Source organism: Streptomyces mangrovisoli (assembly GCF_000974985.2).
Lineage (GTDB): Bacteria > Actinomycetota > Actinomycetes > Streptomycetales > Streptomycetaceae > Streptomyces > Streptomyces mangrovisoli.
Map to the genome: position 1 here is coordinate 32,414 of NZ_LAVA02000046.1, position 19,051 is coordinate 51,464.

The following is a 19,051-nucleotide window of genomic DNA, read 5'->3' on the forward strand; positions in this document are numbered from 1 at the left end:
TCAGAGGCGCTCTAGCTTACCTAGCGCTCGCTAAGTACGGGTCGCCGTACATCTCTCGTGCGCCGGCCCGTCGGCATCCCCGCCCCGAGGAGAACCGCCATGCGCAAGAGCAGCTGGATCCTGACCGGGACGGCCGTGGTCCTGGTGGCCACGTCGGCGGTCACCAGGTTCGGCGCCTATCCCGCCCTGCACCAGATTCCCTCCGACGCCGACAGCACGTTCCACTACAAGGGCACCGCCTCCCTGCTCAACGCCCCCGCCCTGGCCGCCGGGGACAGCGCCCACGCGTACCTGCGCGACCTGCCGGTGACCCTGGACTGGCGCATCGCCGTACGGGACACCAGCGGCCGTACCGCCGTCGTCCTCGACGACGCCGTGCTGCGCGGCCCCGGGGGCAAGACGCTGAACAGCGCCCAACACATCTGGGCGGTGGACCGGCGCACCCTCTCCGACCGCCCGGCACCCGCCGGCTCGGGCGCCGAGCAGCACTCGGGACTGGTGTTCTCCTGGCCGCTGGACCCCGAGAAGCGCGACTACCCCTTCTGGGACACGGGCGTCCGCCGGACGGTGACCGCCCGCTACGCGGGATCGGACCAGGTGGACGGCCGTCAGGCCTACCGCTACGCCATCAAGGCCACGGGCGCGCTCGCCGACCCCACCACGGTCAAGGCGCTGCCCAAGGTCCTCCCCCGCAGCGCTGTCGCGGCGCTCAGCCAGGCGCTGCCCGCGGCCCAGCGGCCCGGAAAGGCGGCGCTCGCGGCCCTGCCCGAGGCCGTCCCGCTCACGTACACGTCCACCACCGAGCGCACGGGCTGGGTCGACGCGAGCACCGGACTGGCACTGAACGGCTCCCTGCACCAGACGGTGCTCGCGCAGACGCAGGGCGCGAGCGGCCCGGTCACGCTGTTCCCGGTGACCGACGTCTCGGTCAAGGGCGCGGCCGCCTCGGTGCACCAGCAGACGCACGACGCCTCGGTGGCGCAGCGCGCGTGGTGGTGGCTGAGTACGGGCGTCCCGCTCGGCCTGCTCGTCCTCGCCATCCTGGCGGCGGCCCTCGCCTTCCGGTTCGCCCGGCGCGCGGCCGGCGACCGCAGCCCGTCCGAGGACGAGCGCGAGGAGGCCCCGACTCCGGCGGCGTGAGCGGAGGAGGGCCGACGGGACCCGCCCAAGGGGCGGGTCCCGTCCTTTCGCATGTTCCGCCTCACGCCCCACCTTCCGACTCCCACCCCCCACCTTCCGCCTCCGCCTTCCGCTGTCCGCCTCCGCCTCCCGCCTTCCGCTGTCCGCGCACACGACAACGGCCGCCCTGTCGGCGGCCGTTGTGACGTCTTGCCCGGTGGGGGGAAGTCGCGGTCCTGATGGATGCCGCCAGGGGCGGGGTGGAGCGGCCTGCCGCCCCTGGCAGCGGTTGCGACCCGTGCGCGACTGCCGCGCCCGGGGCTGGTGGGGCGGCGCTCAGGCGGGGCGGTTCGTGTCGGGGATCGAGATGGCTATCGGCTGCGCCTCGTTGAGGAACAGGAGGACGAACTGACGCAGGGCCTCCTCCAGGGTCCAGGCGATCGCGGGGATGGCGGGCAGCGGGATCAGGCCCTCACGGAAGGCGACCAGCAGCGGCCAGGCGGCGGCGATCAGCGGTTCGAGGATGGGCTCCTGGGCCAGTCCGATCATGTCGCCGATCCGGTCGCCGAGCGTGTACCGGGAGAAGGCGCTGATCAGGTCCCGGGTGAGGCCGGCGTCGATCTCCGCGACGATGCCGAGGAGGACCTGGGTCAGCGCCTTGCCCTCGGGAGTGGAGCCGAGGACCGGGTCGAGGAGCTGCTTGGACTGGGCGTTGGCCGCGTCCCAGCTGGCCGGGATGTACTCGTCACGCACGCCGAGCATGTGCGCGCTGACCTGCCAGACATGCAGGTACGCCGCGGCGTCGGCATCACTGACGCGGACGCCCCACTCCTTCATCTTGCGCATGACGAACGTGGCCAGGCTGTGCCAGGTGACCAGGATGTCGGCCTGGCTGATCGGGGTCGGCTGGCCGCCGCTGGTCTGGGTCCAGGCCGGGGACTGCGGCAGCAGGTGCCGTACCGCGGCGTGGACCATCCGCGTCTTCACCGCGGTCACGATCATCGAACCCTGCGGCAGGTAGGCGTCCGTGGCTCCGATGTCGTAACCGAGTTTCGCCGTCTTGGCGATGCGGTCCTTCATGTTCGCACCGCCCTTGGAGTAGTAGACGGCGCGGGACTCCCGGGGGATGGCGGTACTCATGAGGCCGCTGCCGAGGCCGTAGAGCGCTCCGATGTAGATGCCCTTCGTCGAGTTGATCCGGGAGGCCCGGTCGAGCTTGTCGGCGTCCGCCCAGGACGGCATCTGCCGGGCTGAGTCCATGAACTCCCGCAGATCCGCGGGGAGTCCCGCGGGCGGCGCCTGATCGTTGCGGGTCCACGTGGCCAGTTGGTCGTTGATCGCGGAGATTCCGCCGCGGTCGAGCACGGCCGCGAGGACGGGGTCGGCCTCGTCGTCCCACACCCACTGCGGGTCGACACCCGCACCGGTGCCGGCCACCGACTCGTCCGGCGCCCACGTCCACAGCGAGCGGGCGCCGGCCGGCGTGGCCAGGCTCAGTGCTCCGAGGGCCCCGAGGACCCCTCCTGCCGTCAGTACCTTGCGCCTGCTGAACCCGTTCATTGCTCCGAACTCCTTCGTGAGTCCTGTCTGAATCGTGCTCGGGATCACGCGCACCGGGCACGTTGGGGCGCACTACGCGCGAGGGGGAACCGATGACGCGTGCAGGGTCGGCCCACGAGGGGCCTCGCTGGGGGCGGCCCTGCGGCACCTGCGCCTCGGGGTTCATCGACGCCTGCAACTCATGTGCTCTGAGGCCGAGTTGACACGATGGAACAGATCGAGGCTCTCTGTATCACCCAGGGGAGCACAGGCGGCACCGGAGCGCCAGGGTCTGCACCGAATCAGGAGGAGCCCGTGGGACCCGACCCGCCGGGCGACGGCGGCCGAACGCTCGCCGCGGTGCGGCAGTTCCTCACCGAAAGGCCCCGCGAGGAGCAGCGGGCAGACCGAATGGCGGGCGAGGTGGACATCGGCGTGGTCACGATGCCCGAGCCCGCCGCGCCGCGGGACCCCTCGCTCGTGACCACCGCCGCTTGCCACCTGCTCCGCCGGGGAACGGGCGGCTCCGCGCGTCCGGCGAGGACAGGAAAGGGCAGATGTTGGCCTCGTGTCAATAGTTGGTCGGAGTTCTACTCGCCTTGGCGTCGCTCCAGTTGGGGCGGTGCGGCGGATTTCTCCATGATCGCAAGGAACGAACTCCGCGCTCTCTATTGACACTTCGCCAACAGCGGCGCCACTGTGGGCCCCGCCCGAGGAGAGAGCGCACGGTTCGCGAGAGAGGGAACCCGACGTGAGCACAGCTGAGCCGCTGCACGAGTACGTCGAGGGGCTGACGATCACAGGGCTGCTGCGCCGCAACGCGCAGGACTTCGCCGAGCTGCCCGCACTGACCACCGGCCCCGGCCCGCACGCGGGCACCCTGAACTGGGCGCAACTGCGCGCCGAGGTCGCGGCCCTGACCCGCGGCCTGGCCGCGCTCGGCGTGCGCCGCGGGGACCGGGTCCTCGTCGCCATGTCCCGGCGGGCCGAGCACTGGGTCACGGACCTGGCCGTCGCCCACCTCGGCGCCCTGCCGTGCAGCACGTACGACACGCTGAGCACCGAGCAGATCGGCGCGCTGGCCCGGCACAGCGACGCCCGCGTGGTCGTCGTCGAGGCCGGGGAGCCGTGGAGCCGCTGGCGGCCGGTGCTCGACCAGCTGCCCCACGTGCGCGTCGTCGTCCTCGACCCGGACACCACCGCCCCGGCGGACGACCCCCGCATCGTCGCCTACGCGGCCGTACGCAACGCGCTGCCGCCGGACGCCGCCGCGTTCGAGGCGCTCACCGACGCCGTCGTCCCCGACCAGCCGCTGGCCCTGGTGTACACCTCGGGCACCACCGGCGACCCCAAGGGAGTGGTGCTCACCCACCGCAACGTGATCCACGAGTGCGCCATGCAGGACCGGCTCTTCCCCCTCCCCGACCATCCGGCGACGGTCGCCTACCTGCCGATGGGCCATGTCGCCGAACGGGTCCTCGGGATCTACCTGCCCGTGTACACCGCCGGACACGTCACCCTCTGCCCGGACGCCGGCCAGTTGCTGCCCACACTGCTCGCCGTGCGCCCGCAGAGCTTCTTCGGCGTCCCCCGCGTCTGGGAGAAGCTCGCCGCGGGCCTGCTGTCGCAGATCACGGCGCTCCCGGCGGACCGGGCGGCGGAGGTCGCGCGGGCCCAGCAGACCGCCCTGGCGGTGTACCGCCTGCGCTCCGAAGGCGCCGAGGTCCCGGCCGAAACGGTCCGCGAACTCGACGCGTCGGACCGGCAGGTGCTGGAGCCGCTGCGCGCCACCGTCGGCCTCGACGGATGCCAGCGCGCCTTCAGCGGCGCGGCGCCCATCCCCACCGGTGTGCTGGAGTTCCTCGCAAGCGTGGGTCTGCCGGTCTACGAGGTGTGGGGGCTGAGCGAGACGACCGGTGCCGCCACGGTCAGCACACCGCAGGCGTTCGCCCTGGGCTCGGTCGGGCGGCCCGGCCCCGGTATCGAGGTCAAGGAGGCACAGGACGGCGAGCTCCTGATCCGCGGCCCGGTCGTCTTCGCCGGGTACCTCCAGGCCGACGGCCGGGTGGAGCCCGCCACGGACGCCGAGGGCTGGCTGGCGACCGGCGACGTCGGCACGGTCGACTCGCGCGGCATCGTCACCGTCACCGACCGCAAGAAGGAGATGATCATCACCGCCGGCGGAAAGAACATCGCCCCGGCGAAGATCGAGTCCCGGCTGCGCGCCCACCCTCTGATCGCCTACGCCGTCGCGGTCGGCGACCGGCGCCGCTACGTCACCGCGCTCCTCGTCCTCGACGAGGAGGCCGCACCGCTGTGGGCGCGCAGCAACGGCATCGACGCCACCAGCCTCGACGAACTGGCCCGCCACCCGAAGGTGCTGGCCACCCTGGACACCGCCGTCGAGGAGACCAACGCGGTGCTCTCCAGAGCGGAGCAGGTCAAGCTGTACCGGGTCCTGGCCGGCCCCTGGACCGCGGAATCCGGTGAGCTGACCCCCAAGCTGAGCCTGCGCCGCAGGGCCATCGCCGAACGGCACGCCGCGACGATCGAGTCGATGTACGACGGCTAGACGCACCTTCGCCGGTGTACGACGGCTGGACGCACCCTCGCCGGTGTACGACCGCCAGGGCGCGGCTTCGCCGACGTACGACGCGTGGGCGCACTCGCCCACCATGTGCGGCACTTCGGAATGCGCGCACCGTGCGGTGAACGCCCCGTACGGTGAACGCGCACCGTACCGTGAACACCCGCCGGCAGGCGGTACGTCACCGGCACCCCCGTCGGCGGCTGTTCAGCAGAAGAGGAAATGACGGCATGGAAGGTCAGCGCCAGACGCCCCGGCGCAGGATGGAGCCGGACGCACGGCGCGCCGAGATCCTCAGTGTCGCCCGCCGGCTCTTCGGCGCGAACAGCTACGCCTCGGTGTCCACGTCCGACATCGCGGCCGAGGCCGGAGTGGCCCGCGCGCTGATCAACCACTACTTCGGGGGCAAACGGCAGCTCTACCTCGAAGTGGTACGGCAGATGATGGTCGTGCCTGCCTCCGTCTCCGAGCGACTGCCGCCGACGACACCGGAGGAACGCCTGTCGATATGCGTCGACCGTTGGCTCGAAGTCGTGGAACGCAACCGGGACATGTGGCTGTCGGCGATCGGCCTGGAATCCCTGGGCAACGACCCCGAGATCGACCGCATCATGCTCGAGGCCGACGAGATCGCCACCGACCGGATCCTCGAGGCGGCGATGATGACCGACGTCGGCTCGGGGGCCGTCAAGCTCCGGGCGATCATCCGCGCCCACAGCAGCATGCTGAAGGCAGCCTCCCGCGAGTGGCTGGTGCGGGGCACCCTCAGCCGCAGCGACCTGCACGTCGTCCTCACCCGCACGATATTGCACCTGCTCAACACCGTGTTCCCCGCGCTGCAGGAGGACTGAGAGGACGGGGGTCAGCGCCGTGCCCGCTCCGGTAAAGGCTCCAACCCGCCCGTACGTCACTTCCCACCTCCACAGGACCTGGGATTGATGGTCGGCCCCGTGCCGAATCTCCGTCTCGGCGCTGTGCAGGGCGGTGGCCCCCGGCTGCGACTGAAGAGAGGGTTAAGGCTGGTCACGCCGGACATAAAGGGTGCGACGCGATACTGCGATCGGGGGGCCGCATGGCACAACTCGACGTCCTGCAGCCACAGTTGACCGGAGCGATCTTCCGCGCGTGGGAGCCTCTCGGGATCCGCGGTGCGATGTGCGTGCTTCGCCGGCTCCCGCGTCCCCTGCGGCGTGCGGCACGCCTGCTGGTCCGTCTGTGCTACACGCCCTGGACCCCCAAGACCAGGTTTCTGTTGATCAGCCTGTGTTCCTCGGTGGCGCTGCTGGGTCTGGCGGACGCCGGTGGAGTGCTGGTGTCGCCGACTGCCGACGGCGCACGGTCGGCCCTCAGCTACCTCTTCTCCGTGAACGCCGAACCGAGCGCGGTCAGCCTCTCGCTGCTTCAGGATCCTGCCGGCCTGATCATCCTGGCCGTCGTCTTCGTCACGCCGATGTTCTACTGCCAGCAGGTACGGGCGATCTCCGACTTCGTACCGATGAATGAGCGCAACGGTGGTGCCTCTCAGCTTTCAGGACGCCGGATCGAACAGCTCAATCGGCTGACCGCCAGAACCAACAGGGCGTTTGCGGCGCTCGGTCGCAGGGACTTTTCGGCGGTCATCATGGCTACCGTGGCGGTCGGCACCGCCCTGCTGTACGTCTTCGTCAACGACCACGGTCTCCTGGAGAGCTGGAACTCGACGACGCTCCCGGACGCGGTCTGGCGGTCCGAGGTGTACGACGGCTGGTGGGCCAACCGGTACACCCACCCCGAACTGGCGATGGCACTGTGCGTGGCGGGCGCGTACGCCTTCTACTTCCTGGCAAAGCAGCTGGTGATGGGCGTCGTCTTCACCATCTACCTGAAACGCTCCTCCGAACTCGGCTTCGGCGTCACACCGAACATGGCCTACGACAGTGACGGCTTCCAAGGACTGCGCACCCTCAGGCAGTTCATGCTGTGGACCTACGGTTCCGCCGTCGCTCACCTGACCGGGCTGCTGGTCCTGTTCGTGGTATGGCTGCCCGCGGCACCGTGGACGCTCTTCGCAGTGGTGGTGGTGATGGTGGTGGACGCCCTAGTGATCATCTATCCCTCCTCCATCGGCTACCACTCGGCCCTGGACGCGAAGAAGAAGTACGTCGCTTCGCTGTCCGTGACCGACATGCCTCCGAACGACCGTGACGCGGCGATAGCCCAGGTGTGGTCCGTGTCGGTGCTGCCCGTCGGAACGCGCAAGGCCATCACCGCGATCACCGGGTACCTGCTGGTGCCCGCAGTCATCGCATGGCTCCCAGCAGTCGTCCAGAAGCTGTGACGCCTCCCGAGTCTGCGCCACGTTGACCTTGCGGCCCGTCCTCCGCCCCAAGGGCATCAGGGGATTTGTCGTGCTGCCCCGATGCTGGAAGGCCGAATGGTCCAACGGCTGGATCACGAACACCCACCGCAACTGGCGGACTACGAGCGTCTGCCTCCACACGCCGAAGCCCACCTGAACCGGGCATTGATCACCTCCATGCCGCGTCGCCTGGCACGGAGAGGCCCCGGCACCGGCTGCTGGGAGACGAAGTCGTAGCCGACTGCGTCAGGTTGGGCCCGGTCGCCCTTGGGCAGGGGCCGGCGCGCACCGCGGTGGTCACGCGGGAGCTGCGCACGGATCGGGGTGTCCCCGTCGCCAGATCTGCTCTGCTTCGCGGGTAGGGTCCGCGGCATGTACCCGTCGGCCGCGCCTGGCCCTCGATCCCCACCAACAGCGCGGCGCAACCGTGGGATTCGCTCCTCGCCCTGACAGACGGGGGGTTGGCTACGGCCGGGCAACGGTGGTCTTGCTCTTGGCCGTCGCCTTCGACGATCTCGGCCTGCATCGGGTGTGGGGTGCGATGTCGCCACTGAACACGGCTTCGGCGCGGACCATGGAGACGACGGGAGTGACCGAGCAAGGCACGAATCGTGAGCATGTGCTGAAGGCCGGCCGGTGGCGGGACTCCGTCCCGCACGCGATCCTCGACCGCGAGGTGGAGCTGAGCCCGGCACCGGCGTCCGGTCCGGCAGCAACGGCTCGATCCCCGCCCACTGCGCATCAGTCAACGACACAGCCAGACCAACGATCCGATGGTCCAAACGCCCTAGCCGTGAATGGGTGGCGATGGGACAGTGCCCCGGCGGACCGGACCCGGTGATGAACTCACCTGGGTCGGGCGCGCGCTTGCTCAACCCGCCCGTCGTCCGACGTGCCGCGCGGGAGCCGGATCGTCCCGTCATCTCGTGGCTCGAAAGCGATGTCGAGCACGGCCCCCACGACCTCACGCGTCGAAGCGTCAGCAGGTGCTCCTGAGTGAAGACGACCTCGCCCCTCAGCAGCAGGAACACACCTACAGAGCGTCACAAATCACCGATGGTGACATGACTTGCCACCAGCATCGATGAATTGCAGATCGAACCGTGTGCCGGGCTGGAAGGACTTCAGCTGCGGGAGCGCAGTATCCGGCGCATCCGGTCGGCCTGGTCCAGGAGGTTCGTGCGGACGACCGGGACAGCCTCTGCCGCAAGGCCCTCCGCTCGTCCCACGAAGGTCAGGTCGATACCGAACAGCGGGAAGAGCCATTTGGTGTAGGTCCTCGCCGGCACGGTTCCACCGTGGTGGATGGTTGGCACGAGATCGAGGTAGGCCTGCGCATAGGGCCTCAGCACGTCGTCCTGGCCGGCGCTCCAGAACAGTGCCGCAACCGAGTGGACCGAAGCGATGGGCACCGCGCGGTCCGTCACCAGCGTCTGCCACACCGCCTTCTTCTCGGCCGCGTCCGGAGTCGCAGCGCTGACCTGGAGCCTGCTGACCCACGCATCGGGATCCGGGTCGCGATCGAGCAGGGCCTGAGCCTCGGCCGCGGTCTCGCTTCCGAGCTGAGCCTTGCGCACCAGTGCTCGCCACTGGAGATCGATGTCCTGCCCGGCCTCGTCCTGGAGCCAAGCCACCTCCTCCACGTCGGTGGCGGTGCGGGCGTAGCCACGCAATGCCGCTTTGCGGTAGGCGCCGATGCCGGAGAGGCTGCGGCACGCCGCAGCCACTGCTCCCAGCAACTCGTCCCGATCCGAGGCCGGGCTCCATAGATCCGCGGCCTCGAGAGCCAGGTTGAGATACGGCTCGATCACCGACGCGGACGTCTCGACGGCCAGCACTGCGGTCAGGCACTGCACGGCTTCGGCGGCTGTCGCCTCGCCGTTGATCAGCATGTCCCAGGCCGTGGTGACGGCGACACCTCGCGCGGTCGCGGTGGGCAGGCGGGCGGCGTTGCGGAAGAACGCGTCCCTGGTCGCGGCGTCAGGTCTCGTCGAGGCGAAGGTCAGGTCCTCATCGTTGACCAGATACAGGTCGGCTCCTGCGGGCAGGTCGAGCCGGGTCCGTTCGCCCGCCACCTCGACTGCGACGAGTGCCGTCCGCTCAAGATGATCCCCGCAACCCTTATAGGCGCCGACGGCAAGCACGTGCGGGCGCGGCCGGCCCCCCGGACCCTGCGCGACCAGGGTGAACCCGTCTGCGTCGCGGTCGAGAGTGAGCCGGTCGGTGCCCGCTGTTTCCAGCCATCCCGTGCGCCACTGGTCCAGGTCACGTCCGCTGGCGTCGGCGACGGCGTCGATCAGATCCTGCAGCGTGGTGCTGCCCCAGGCATGCGTGGCGAAGTAGCTGCTCAGACCCGCGGAGAACTGTGCCTCACCGACGTACGTCATCAACTGCCGCAGCACGGACGCGCCCTTGGGGTAAGTGATGGCGTCGAACGTCGCCGCGGCCTCGGAGACGTCGCGGACCTGCTGGCGGATCGGGTGCGTCGTGGGTCCCTGGTCCATGAAATAGGCCTTGAGTTTCTCGCCGGCCAGATGTGCCGTCCAGGCATCGGTGTACGACGTCACGCTCACCGCGGCCCAGTTGCTCGCGAACTCCGCGAACGCCTCGTTCAGCCACAGGTCGTCCCACCAGCGCATCGTGACGATGTTGCCGAACCACATGTGCGCGAGCTCGTGCAACAGGTACCGCGAGAAGATGTCCCACTCCGCCCTGGTCGGGGTGGTCCTGCGCAGGAACCAGTCCATCCAGGTGACACAGCCGAAGTTCTCCAGCGCGCCAGGGAACTCGGGCGTGAAGACCTGGTCGTACTTGTGCTGCGGAAACGGCATGCCGAACTTGCCGGCGAAGAACTCGAGCCCCTGGGTGGTCAGGGTGAACAGCTCCTCGGCGTCCCGATCCAGGATCGAAGCCAGCGACTGCCGGCAGAAGAGCCCGAGATCATGACCAGCTCCGGTGCGACGCACTTCGTAGTACGGGCCCGCATTGATCACCGTGTTGTACGCCGCCAGCGGCGGCGTCGGCGGGAAGGTCCAGCGTCGCACCGAGCCGCGGTCTTCGACCTGCGGGTCACCGCTGTTGCTCAACACCCGCCAGCCGCAAGGAGCGGTCACCGTGAACGCCCACTCCGCCTTGAGATCCGGCTGATCGAAGCAGGCCAACACATACCGGGCGCAGTCGGGACTGAAGTCGGTGAACACGTAGGCCTCACCGTCGGCGGGATCGACCGCCTTGTGCACGCCCTGGCCATCGGCCGAGCACTCCGTCACCGAGACCACCGTGAGGACGTTGCGCTCGGCAAGACCGCTCAGCGCGATCCGGTCCTCAGCGGCCGGCCGCAACACGACCCCGTTGAGCGTGGCGCTCTCTACCGTCGCCGCACAATCGACAAAGGTCTCGGCCCCGGGCCGGCGACACGCAAAGGTGACCGTCGACACGCACCGGACCCGCGAGCCGGCCAGCAGATCCGAAAGGTCCACGGCAACGTCATACCGCTCGACCAGCAGCAGACTCGCCCGCCCCTCGGCCTCAGTCCGGGACAGACTCCTGACGCTCATCCCCACCCCTCACGAAAAGTCGATCATTCCCGGCGAACCACCCGCCCAGCAGAAGGCTGCGGCACCACCCACAGAAACTTCGGAACCACCCCCGCGGGCGCGGGGAACAGAGCAGCTGGTCCTGAGTGATCGTCATCCGGCAGGAGACAACCCCGAAGCCTCGGGAGGAGGCTGAAGCAACACCCTCCCCGTCAACAACTGGTCGAAAGCGACGGTCTCCTCCCCCAAATAACTGATCGCCTGTCACACTACTGACCGCCCTGCGCAACAACCCGTACCACCGCGGATCTCGCCCCACCCATCCAGGAGTTGCGCATGTGGTCCACGATCGTCGCTGTCCTCGGCACCCTCGCCGGCGTGGCACTGGCCGGATACGCCCAACGGTCAAGCGATCGGCAGGCCCGCGACCAGGCACACCGCCAAGAGGTGACGCGCGCTGTCGCTGATCTGTTGGAGGCAATCGTCCGCCACCGGGAAGTGCACTGGCTGTTCGTCGAATCTCAACGCGCCGGCGCCCCCGAGTCAGCGCACGAGCGCACCGCTCGGGCCACCACCCGCAGCGCGGCAACGGTCGCGCGTGACCGAGTCGGACTGCTCGTCGTCTCCGAGCCTGCACTGCTCGGCGCTATTGAGACCGCGTGGCGGACAGCCACAGATCTGCCCGACATAGCCCTGGGCCAGGCAACCGACGGCCGATTCTCACACGAAGTGGAAACAGCCCTGGAAGCCGCCAGGGAACGATGCCGCGCCGCCCACACAGCGCTCCACATCGCGGGCTCAGCCTACATACACGCACGCTGACAAAAAGCCCCTATCGGCATGAACACCGCTACCTCACCCTGCACCTGAAGCAAGTGCGGTGCCGGTGCCCCCTCGACGCGATCTGCGGGGCACCATCCCCGCGCGCGGGGAACAACAGCAGGGAACGACGCCGGAATCATCCATCCCTGCGTAACTCCGGACGCAGATACTCCGCGCCGGAAATGGGCATCCACTGTTACGGGCGTGTACAGCGATGCCGGGGGGCATCGGATGTCGATCCGGGGGAGGTTCGGTGACGGGCATTGAGCTGTTGGCGGGGGCCGCGGTCGGGTACCTGGTGCGCAAACTGCGCCGAGTGGCGGGGCGGGCCGACGCGGAGGTCGATCAGGTCCTCGACACCGGTATGGACGCCATCCACGAGTTGGTGACCCGGCAGTTGTCGGGCGATACGGCGCTGGAGACGCTGGTCGCGGAAACGGCGAACGGCGATGGAGAGGTCCGGGAGCGGACGTTGCGCAGGGTGAGCGACGCGGTGGCCGAGCACGCCGAGAACGACGCCGGATTCGCTGAACAACTACGACGTCTGGTGGACGAGTTGGACCGGCACAGGGCCGAGTCCCCGAAAGGCCGCGGAAACATCAGCCAGTCGACCGTCGCCTCGGGGAGCAGTTCGGTGAACCAGGCCGGCGGGAACATAACGATCTACCGGAGCGAGTCGTGAGCCGAGCACGTAGGCGCTGGCCCCGCCCGGAGGAGCCGACCCCCGCGAGACGGGTGGAACAGCGTGCCGTCGCTTCCGGGTTCGCCCGGATCTTCCAGGCCGCGGGCGACCAGGTGGTGTACGCGGGCGGTGAGCCCTACCGCCTCTCGACGTGGCCGGTCACTGCGTCCCGGAGCGGCGCGCCGTCCGGCGGGCCGCTCGACGGGTCGCTCGACGCGGGCGGGGTGCGGCCGAGCGCCCTGTTGCAGGCGAGCGGCGCGGTCGTCGACTTCACCGGCCGTACGGCGGAGCGGCAGCGGGCCCGGCGGTGGCGTGACGCGCCCGGCCTTCTGCGGGTCAATCTCCTCCACGGGCCGGGCGGGCAGGGAAAGACGCGCCTCGCGATGAAGATCGCGCAGGAGTGGCGTGCCGAGGGCTGGATCGTCCTGGGGGCGTTCCACCACAGGGACCGGCAGGCGCCGCCGGCGTTCGACGTTGCGTCGGACTTCGAAAGGGCCGCCGGTGTGCTGGTGGTGGTGGACTACGCGGAGCGCTGGGACACCGAGGATCTGCTGACGTTGCTCGGGGACACGTCCGTGGGCGCGCAGCGGGGTGTCCGGGTACGCGTCCTGCTGCTGGCCAGGCCGAGCGGGGTGTGGTGGCAGAACGTCGCCTACCGTGTCGAGCGCGACTTCGGTGTCCGCGCGGAGCGGTTCGAGCTCCTGCCGCTGGAGGACGATCCGGCCGTGAACCGGGAGGGGCTCTTCTGCGCCGCCCAGAGCCGGTTCGCCGAGCTGCTGGACGTGCCCGTGCCCGGAACGGCCCATGTCCCTGCCGGCCTCGGGGTCCGCGAGGAGTATCGGCTGGTCCTCGCCGTGCACATGGCCGCCCTCGCCACGGTGCTCGCGACCCGCCATGGCGTCGCCCCGCCGACCGACCCCGCCGAGGTGTCGGCGTTCCTCCTGAACCGGGAGCGCGATCACTGGGTCTCGCTGCGTCACCGACGCGAGGACCCTCTCGCCGTGACCGTGGACGGCATGGGTCAGCTGGTCTACGTGGCCACCCTCACCGGCCCGCTCGGCTACGGCGACGCGAAGCAGGCCGTCGTCCAGGCGGGCATCGAGAGCTTGCAGTCACCGGGGGCGATGGTAAAGGACCATGCCCGCTGCTATCCCGCCGCCTCGCCGGCAGGAACGGTGGGTGGGCCGGGCACCGTACTGGAGCCCCTGTATCCGGACCGTCTCGGCGAGGACTACCTCGCGCTGCTGACCCACGGGCATCACCACCCATTCGCCGCGGACCCGTGGGCCGACGACGCACCCGCGCGGCTGTTCGCTCCCGCGGTCGAGGCCGGCTCTGCGGCCGACGTCCCGGTGTGGACCCGCCGCGGACTGCTCACCCTCGTCGAAGCCTCCGCCCGCTGGCCCCACTTGGCCGACACGCAGCTCCATCCGCTGCTGCGCGCCAGGCCCGAGTTCGCCGTGCTGGCCGGCGGAGCCGCCGTTGTCACACTCGCCGCGCTCCCCCATGTCGACCTCGACGTGCTGGAGGCGATCGACGCGCTCCTGCCCGAGGGGCGAAGCGAGTGGGCCCCCGCGGCCGCAGCGATCGCCGACCGGCTGCTCGACCGCCGCCTGGCCGCGGCCGACGACGCGGAAGGCGCGCGGATCCGTGCGGACCTGTCCAACCGTCTCGCCGACGTCGGACGGCACGAACGGGCCCTCGTGCTCGCCGAGGAAGCCTTCATGGCCTTCCACGCGCTGGCGCCCCGCGCCCCGTCGGCGCACCTGCTCGACTTCGCGTACGCCGAAGGCAACTACGCCGTACGCCTGGCCCAGGTCGGACGCATCGAGGACGCGCTGGCCCGTTCCAACGGCGCGATGCTCTGGCTGTCGATTCTCGCGGCGCAGGACCGGGCCCTGCACCTCTTTGATCTGGCGCTCGCGACGCGCAACCACGCGACCTGGCTGGCGGACGCCGGACGCCACGAGGAGGCGGTCGGCTGGTCCGAGAGCGCCGTCGAGATGCTGCGCGAGCTCGCCACCCAGCGGGTCGGCAGCCTCCACATCGGGCACACGCGGGAGTTGTTCTCAGCGGTGTCGGTCCACGCGGGGCTGCTGGTGGCCACGGGCCTCGTCGCCGATGCCCTCACCTACTCGGAACTGGCCCTGGCCGCACTGCGCGACCTCGTCCGTCTCGACCGTAGTGAGTTTCTGCCCGACCTTCCCGTGGCGCTGAACGACCACGCCAGGCTGCTGGAGCATGCCGGGAGCCCGCTCGATACCCTGGTGCACTCGGCTGAATCGGTGGAAGTGCTGCAGGAGTTGGCGCGCCTGGACCCGGACGTCCACCTGCCGGATCTCGCGCAGGGGCTGGCGGCGCACGCGGTGTGGCTGTCGGAGACGGGTAGTGCGGTGGAGGCGGCCGAAGCGGCCGGGGAGGCGGTCGCGGTCCGCCGGGTGCTGGCCGACCACGACCGCCACACGCACCTGCCAGCGCTCGTCCTGGTGGTCTCGCTCCTCGCCGTACTGCTGGAGGAGGCCGGAGCTGCGCAGGAGGCACTCGTCTGCTCCGAGGAGGTGGTCGTCCTGCACCGGGAGAACGCCCGGCGCGATCGCGAGCCGCACAGCCTCGCGGACCTGGTCCGGGCGCTGCTCTCCCACGCGTCGCGGCTCAGAGAGGCCGGGGGTCTCGATGAAGCGCTCGCGTACGCGCAGGAAGCCACGTCCGCCGCTCGCACGCTGAGGGGAGGACCGGCCGACACCGTCGACCTGCCCATCGCCGCCGCCCTGCACGCGAAGTTGCTGGAGGAGGCGGGACGGCTCGACGAGGCCCTCGTCCATTCCGCGGAGACCATCGAGATCGCACGGACACGCGTACGGGACGACCGCGACGCCAATCTGCCGGACCTGGCGGCCGCGGTCGGCAATCACGCGTCGAGACTCGCGGACGCGGGGCGGCAGACAGAGGCGCTGGACCACAGCCGGGAGTCGTTCGACCTGTTCGCGGAACTCCACGAACGGGACCCCGACGCCCATCTCGTCGGCTATGTACGCAACGCCGCGATCCTGGGGCACATCCTGACCAAGGGCAGCCGGTTCACCGAAGCCATCGTCCCACTGCTCTTCGCGCTGGGGATGGCGCCGCACCTCAAGGAACACGAGCATCCGATAGGGGTCTGGGTCAGCGATCTGATGCGCGCTGCTCATGCCGGCGCCCCGCGAGCCGTCCAACGGGAGTACCGAAAGCTCACCGGCCAGAAGATCCCGCCCTGGTTCCAAAGGCCCCCGGCCCCTTGATCCGAGGCGCGACCTGCTCCAGCAGACGTTCAGCAACTCCCCTCCGGCAGACGTCGGACACTTCGGGAGGCGTTCAGCCACTCCTGCCGAAGTTCAGCCGCTCCCGCAGGCGTTCACCGTCGACCCGGCCCAGAGACATTTGCTGACCCAGCGAACCTTGTTGTGCTTTCCTGGCTGAAAGCACATCGCAACATCCTTTCGGGGAAGGAAAGTTGATGGCGGGGGAAATTCCCAGACAGTGGGCGGCCGCCACGCACGGATCGATCGTGAACCAGGCGGCCGGTGACATCATCCAGCTGATCTCCTCCGCCCCCTCGCTGGGACACCAGCCGGGGATGGAGAGCATCGTTGCGCCGTACGGCCAGCTTCCCCGGGTGATCCGCGGTCGCGCCTCACTGCTGGACGAACTGACCGACGCGGTCCTACGACCCCACCCCCACCCCCGCGTCCACGTACTGCACGGGATCGGCGGTAGCGGCAAGACGACCGTGGCGCTCGAAGTGGCCCGCCGGGCGCAGACATCGATGCCCGTGTGGTGGGTGTCCGCCGCCGGCGCCGACACGCTCAGCTCGGGCATGCGCCAGCTGGCGCTCGCCCTCGGAGCGGACATCGAGCAGATACAACTTGCCTGGTCCGGACAGGCCAGCGCATCGGATCTGGTGTGGAGCCTGCTGGACGCCCGCACCGACCACTGGCTGCTCGTCGTGGACAACGCGGACGACTCCCAGCTGCTGGCCCCCGCGCACGGACGCGTGGCCGGCGGGACGGGCTGGATCCGGCATCCCCGTTCCGCCCGGGGCACGCTCCTGGTCACCCGGCGCAGCAGGGATCCGCGCCTGTGGGGGACCTGGGCCGAACTGCGCCTGGTCGACCAGCTCTCCCCCGAGGACGGGGCCCAGGTGCTGCTCGACCTGGTCGGCGCCACCGCGGGAAGCGAGTCGGACGCCCAGGCACTCGCCACCGACCTGCAAGGGCTTCCCCTGGCGCTGCGCCTGGCGGGCGCGTATCTGCGCGAGTCGGTCACCCAGCCGCCCTGGCCCGGAACCAGCCCCGTGCGCAGTTTTGCCGCCTACCAGCGGACGTTGCGCTCCCGCTTCACCCTGCTCGACACCACGCCGCCGGGTCAGTACGAGGACCGCACCCAGCAGGAACTGATCACGCGTACCTGGGAGTTGTCCCTGGATCTCCTGCACGCGCAGGGCAAGGACCAGCCCCGTCCCCTGCTCAGGCTCCTCGCCCACCTGGCCGACGCGCCGATCCCGTTCGTGCTGCTCCTCGATCCGGCAATCCTCTCGGACTCCCCCGAGGTCGGCCCCATCACCTTCGAGCAACTGCACCGGGCGCTGACGAGCCTCGCCGATCTCGCGCTGATCGACATGACCACGCGTCCCGACCCCAACCCCGACAACCCTCTCGCCTATACGCTCAGTCTGCACGCCCTGGTGCGCGCCACGAACCGCGAGCATCCCCAAGTCGTGGCGCGCAGGCCGGAGTACCTGGACGTCCTGGGGGCGAGCATGCACAAGGTCACCGACGCCCTGGATCCCGACGAGCCGGCCGCGTGGCCGGCCTGGCAGTTCCTGGCGCCGCACGCCAGCAGCCTGCTGGAGCTGCTGGCGACCAGCGTCGACATCGACCGCGAGACGGCCCGGGAGCTCTCCAGAGCCGCCCAGGGCTCCGCCGACTACTTCGGCGCGCTGGGCATGTACGAGCGCGCGGAGACCGAATACCGCGCCGTCCTCGACGTCCAGCGCCTCGTGATCGGCGAGGACCACCCCGACACGCTGAGCACGCGGCACAATCTCGCCTACACCCTGCGCGACCGCGGGATGCTCGAAGCGGCCGAGACCGAATACCGCGACGTACTCGCCGTACGACGCCGGGTCCTCGGCGAAGAACACGCCAAGACACTGGTCACCCGCAACCAACTCGCCCGCGTCTACCGCGAACAGGGCCGCTACGAAGAGGCGGAGGAAGAGTTCCGCAATGTACTCGCCGCACAACGCCTCACGCTCGGCGAACAGAACCTCGACACGCTCATAACCCGCAGCAATCTGGCGTCGATGTACTTCGTGTCCCGCAAACTCGACGAAGCCGAGGCCGAATACCGCGACATCCTCGCCACCGAACGCCGCGCCCTGGGCGAGGACCACCTCGAAAGCCTCGTCACCCACGGCAACCTCGCACGCGTGCTGGCCGAACAAGGACGATTCGACCAGGCCGAGGCCGAGTACCGCGACGTGCTCTCCGCCGAGACACGTGTCCTGGGCGACGAACACCCGGACACCCTCACCACACGCCACAACCTCGCGGCGACACTCGCCGCCCAAGGACGCCAGGCGCAAGCCCGCAAGGAATTCCAGGCGGTCCTCGAAGCACGCGAACGCCTGCTCGGCCCCGACCATCCCAACACCCGCCAGACCGGCACAGCACTCGCCCTCCTCGCCGCGCCGCCGGACGAACCGGTGTAGGACCGCCACGCACACGACCGACGGATCAACTCGCCGCCGGACGTGTGGCGTTCGACGCTGCCAGCTCGGCGGCGGTCCGTCACGCAGAAACCCGGACGACCACACGCGGGCCAGCCGCAGGCTCTCACCGAAAGACGGGCACGGTGGACACCACCGGAGCCCGGGCACAGACGAGTCGATCGATCACCGGGTAGAGGCTTTCGGGACCGGCTGGTCCTCGCCGAGGAACTTCGCCGTCTGCCGGACGATCGCCAGCTCGGTTTCCAGCTCTTGGATCCGTCAGCGAGCGGCCCGCAACTCAGCAGACTCACTCGACGGCGTTGCCGGTCGCCGCCCGTTGTCGATGTCGTCCTGCCGCAACCACTTCGACAACGTGACGGGATGGACGCCGAGCTCCACCACCGTATGTGTGGCCCGCTTGCCGGCGCGGACCAGCGCGATGGCACACACCCGGAACTCCGGAGGACAGGGACGAGACAGAACCGCCGGCGTTCCGTGAAGGACTGTCAGTCAGCCACCACAACTGGAACCTGAGAGGTAGGGCAGGTCACTCCTCGGTGGGACAGCCGTGCACGTCAGCGCCGTCTTGCATGTGATGGAGTTCGGCGAAGAGACTCTGGGGCCGGGACAGCAGCTCATGGTAGGTGCCCGTCTCGACGATGCGTCCTTCGGCCATCAT

The 19,051-nt window shown here is 69.8% G+C and carries 12 protein-coding genes and 1 pseudogene; 9 read left to right on the forward strand and 4 right to left on the reverse strand.

Features of this window, described 5'->3' with window-relative positions:
• The first annotated feature begins 99 nt into the window (after positions 1–99).
• On the forward strand, positions 100–1,140 hold the full coding sequence (locus WN71_RS20310) for a porin PorA family protein (RefSeq protein WP_052742881.1): 1,041 nt from the start codon (positions 100–102) through the stop codon (positions 1,138–1,140).
• Between the two features lie 315 nt (positions 1,141–1,455).
• On the opposite strand, the gene WN71_RS20315 is transcribed toward WN71_RS20310, so the two are convergent.
• The gene (locus tag WN71_RS20315) at positions 1,456–2,679 is read right to left on the reverse strand and encodes an oxygenase MpaB family protein (protein ID WP_046581936.1); all 1,224 of its coding nucleotides are present in this window, start codon (positions 2,677–2,679) and stop codon (positions 1,456–1,458) included.
• Positions 2,680–3,409: 730 nt separating this feature from the next.
• Here WN71_RS20315 and WN71_RS20320 point away from each other — a divergent pair.
• From WN71_RS20320 to WN71_RS43350, 4 genes are all read left to right on the forward strand, one after another.
• On the forward strand, positions 3,410–5,230 hold the full coding sequence (locus WN71_RS20320; RefSeq protein WP_046581938.1) for an AMP-dependent synthetase/ligase: 1,821 nt from the start codon (positions 3,410–3,412) through the stop codon (positions 5,228–5,230).
• Between the two features lie 245 nt (positions 5,231–5,475).
• Positions 5,476–6,096: a TetR/AcrR family transcriptional regulator gene (locus tag WN71_RS20325; RefSeq protein WP_046581939.1), complete on the forward strand. Its 621-nt coding sequence runs from the start codon at positions 5,476–5,478 to the stop codon at positions 6,094–6,096.
• Between the two features lie 221 nt (positions 6,097–6,317).
• Positions 6,318–7,562: a hypothetical protein gene (locus WN71_RS20330; RefSeq protein WP_143074851.1), complete on the forward strand. Its 1,245-nt coding sequence runs from the start codon at positions 6,318–6,320 to the stop codon at positions 7,560–7,562.
• A 412-nt stretch (positions 7,563–7,974) separates the two neighbouring features.
• Positions 7,975–8,424, forward strand: a complete 450-nt coding sequence (locus tag WN71_RS43350) for a GNAT family N-acetyltransferase (RefSeq protein ID WP_338058690.1) — start codon at positions 7,975–7,977, stop codon at positions 8,422–8,424.
• 283 nt (positions 8,425–8,707) lie between these two features.
• Here the strand turns inward: WN71_RS43350 and pepN are convergent, their stop codons facing one another.
• Positions 8,708–11,140, reverse strand: a complete 2,433-nt coding sequence (gene pepN / locus WN71_RS20335) for an aminopeptidase N (RefSeq protein WP_046581941.1) — start codon at positions 11,138–11,140, stop codon at positions 8,708–8,710.
• A gap of 315 nt (positions 11,141–11,455) precedes the next feature.
• On the opposite strand from pepN, the gene WN71_RS20340 reads away from it, so the two are divergent.
• The 4 genes from WN71_RS20340 to WN71_RS20355 all read left to right on the forward strand — a co-directional run bounded on the left by WN71_RS20340 (position 11,456) and on the right by WN71_RS20355 (position 18,372).
• The gene (locus WN71_RS20340) at positions 11,456–11,941 is read left to right on the forward strand and encodes a hypothetical protein (protein ID WP_046581942.1); all 486 of its coding nucleotides are present in this window, start codon (positions 11,456–11,458) and stop codon (positions 11,939–11,941) included.
• Between the two features lie 253 nt (positions 11,942–12,194).
• Complete coding sequence (locus WN71_RS20345) at positions 12,195–12,623, forward strand: hypothetical protein (RefSeq protein ID WP_046581943.1); 429 nt, start codon at positions 12,195–12,197, stop codon at positions 12,621–12,623.
• The gene (locus tag WN71_RS20350) at positions 12,620–15,901 is read left to right on the forward strand and encodes a hypothetical protein (RefSeq protein WP_143074852.1); all 3,282 of its coding nucleotides are present in this window, start codon (positions 12,620–12,622) and stop codon (positions 15,899–15,901) included. The genes WN71_RS20345 and WN71_RS20350 overlap by 4 nt, the downstream gene beginning before the upstream one ends.
• 215 nt (positions 15,902–16,116) lie before the next feature.
• Positions 16,117–18,372 carry a tetratricopeptide repeat protein gene (locus tag WN71_RS20355; protein WP_079177977.1) on the forward strand — a complete coding sequence of 752 codons (2,256 nt, stop codon included), beginning with the start codon at positions 16,117–16,119 and terminating at the stop codon, positions 18,370–18,372.
• A 154-nt stretch (positions 18,373–18,526) separates the two neighbouring features.
• Here the strand turns inward: WN71_RS20355 and WN71_RS43470 are convergent.
• Both WN71_RS43470 and WN71_RS43250 read right to left on the reverse strand, forming a co-directional pair.
• A pseudogene (locus tag WN71_RS43470) lies at positions 18,527–18,852 on the reverse strand (transposase); the annotation flags it as partial.
• Positions 18,853–18,919: 67 nt separating this feature from the next.
• Complete coding sequence (locus tag WN71_RS43250) at positions 18,920–19,051, reverse strand: hypothetical protein (protein ID WP_276208120.1); 132 nt, start codon at positions 19,049–19,051, stop codon at positions 18,920–18,922.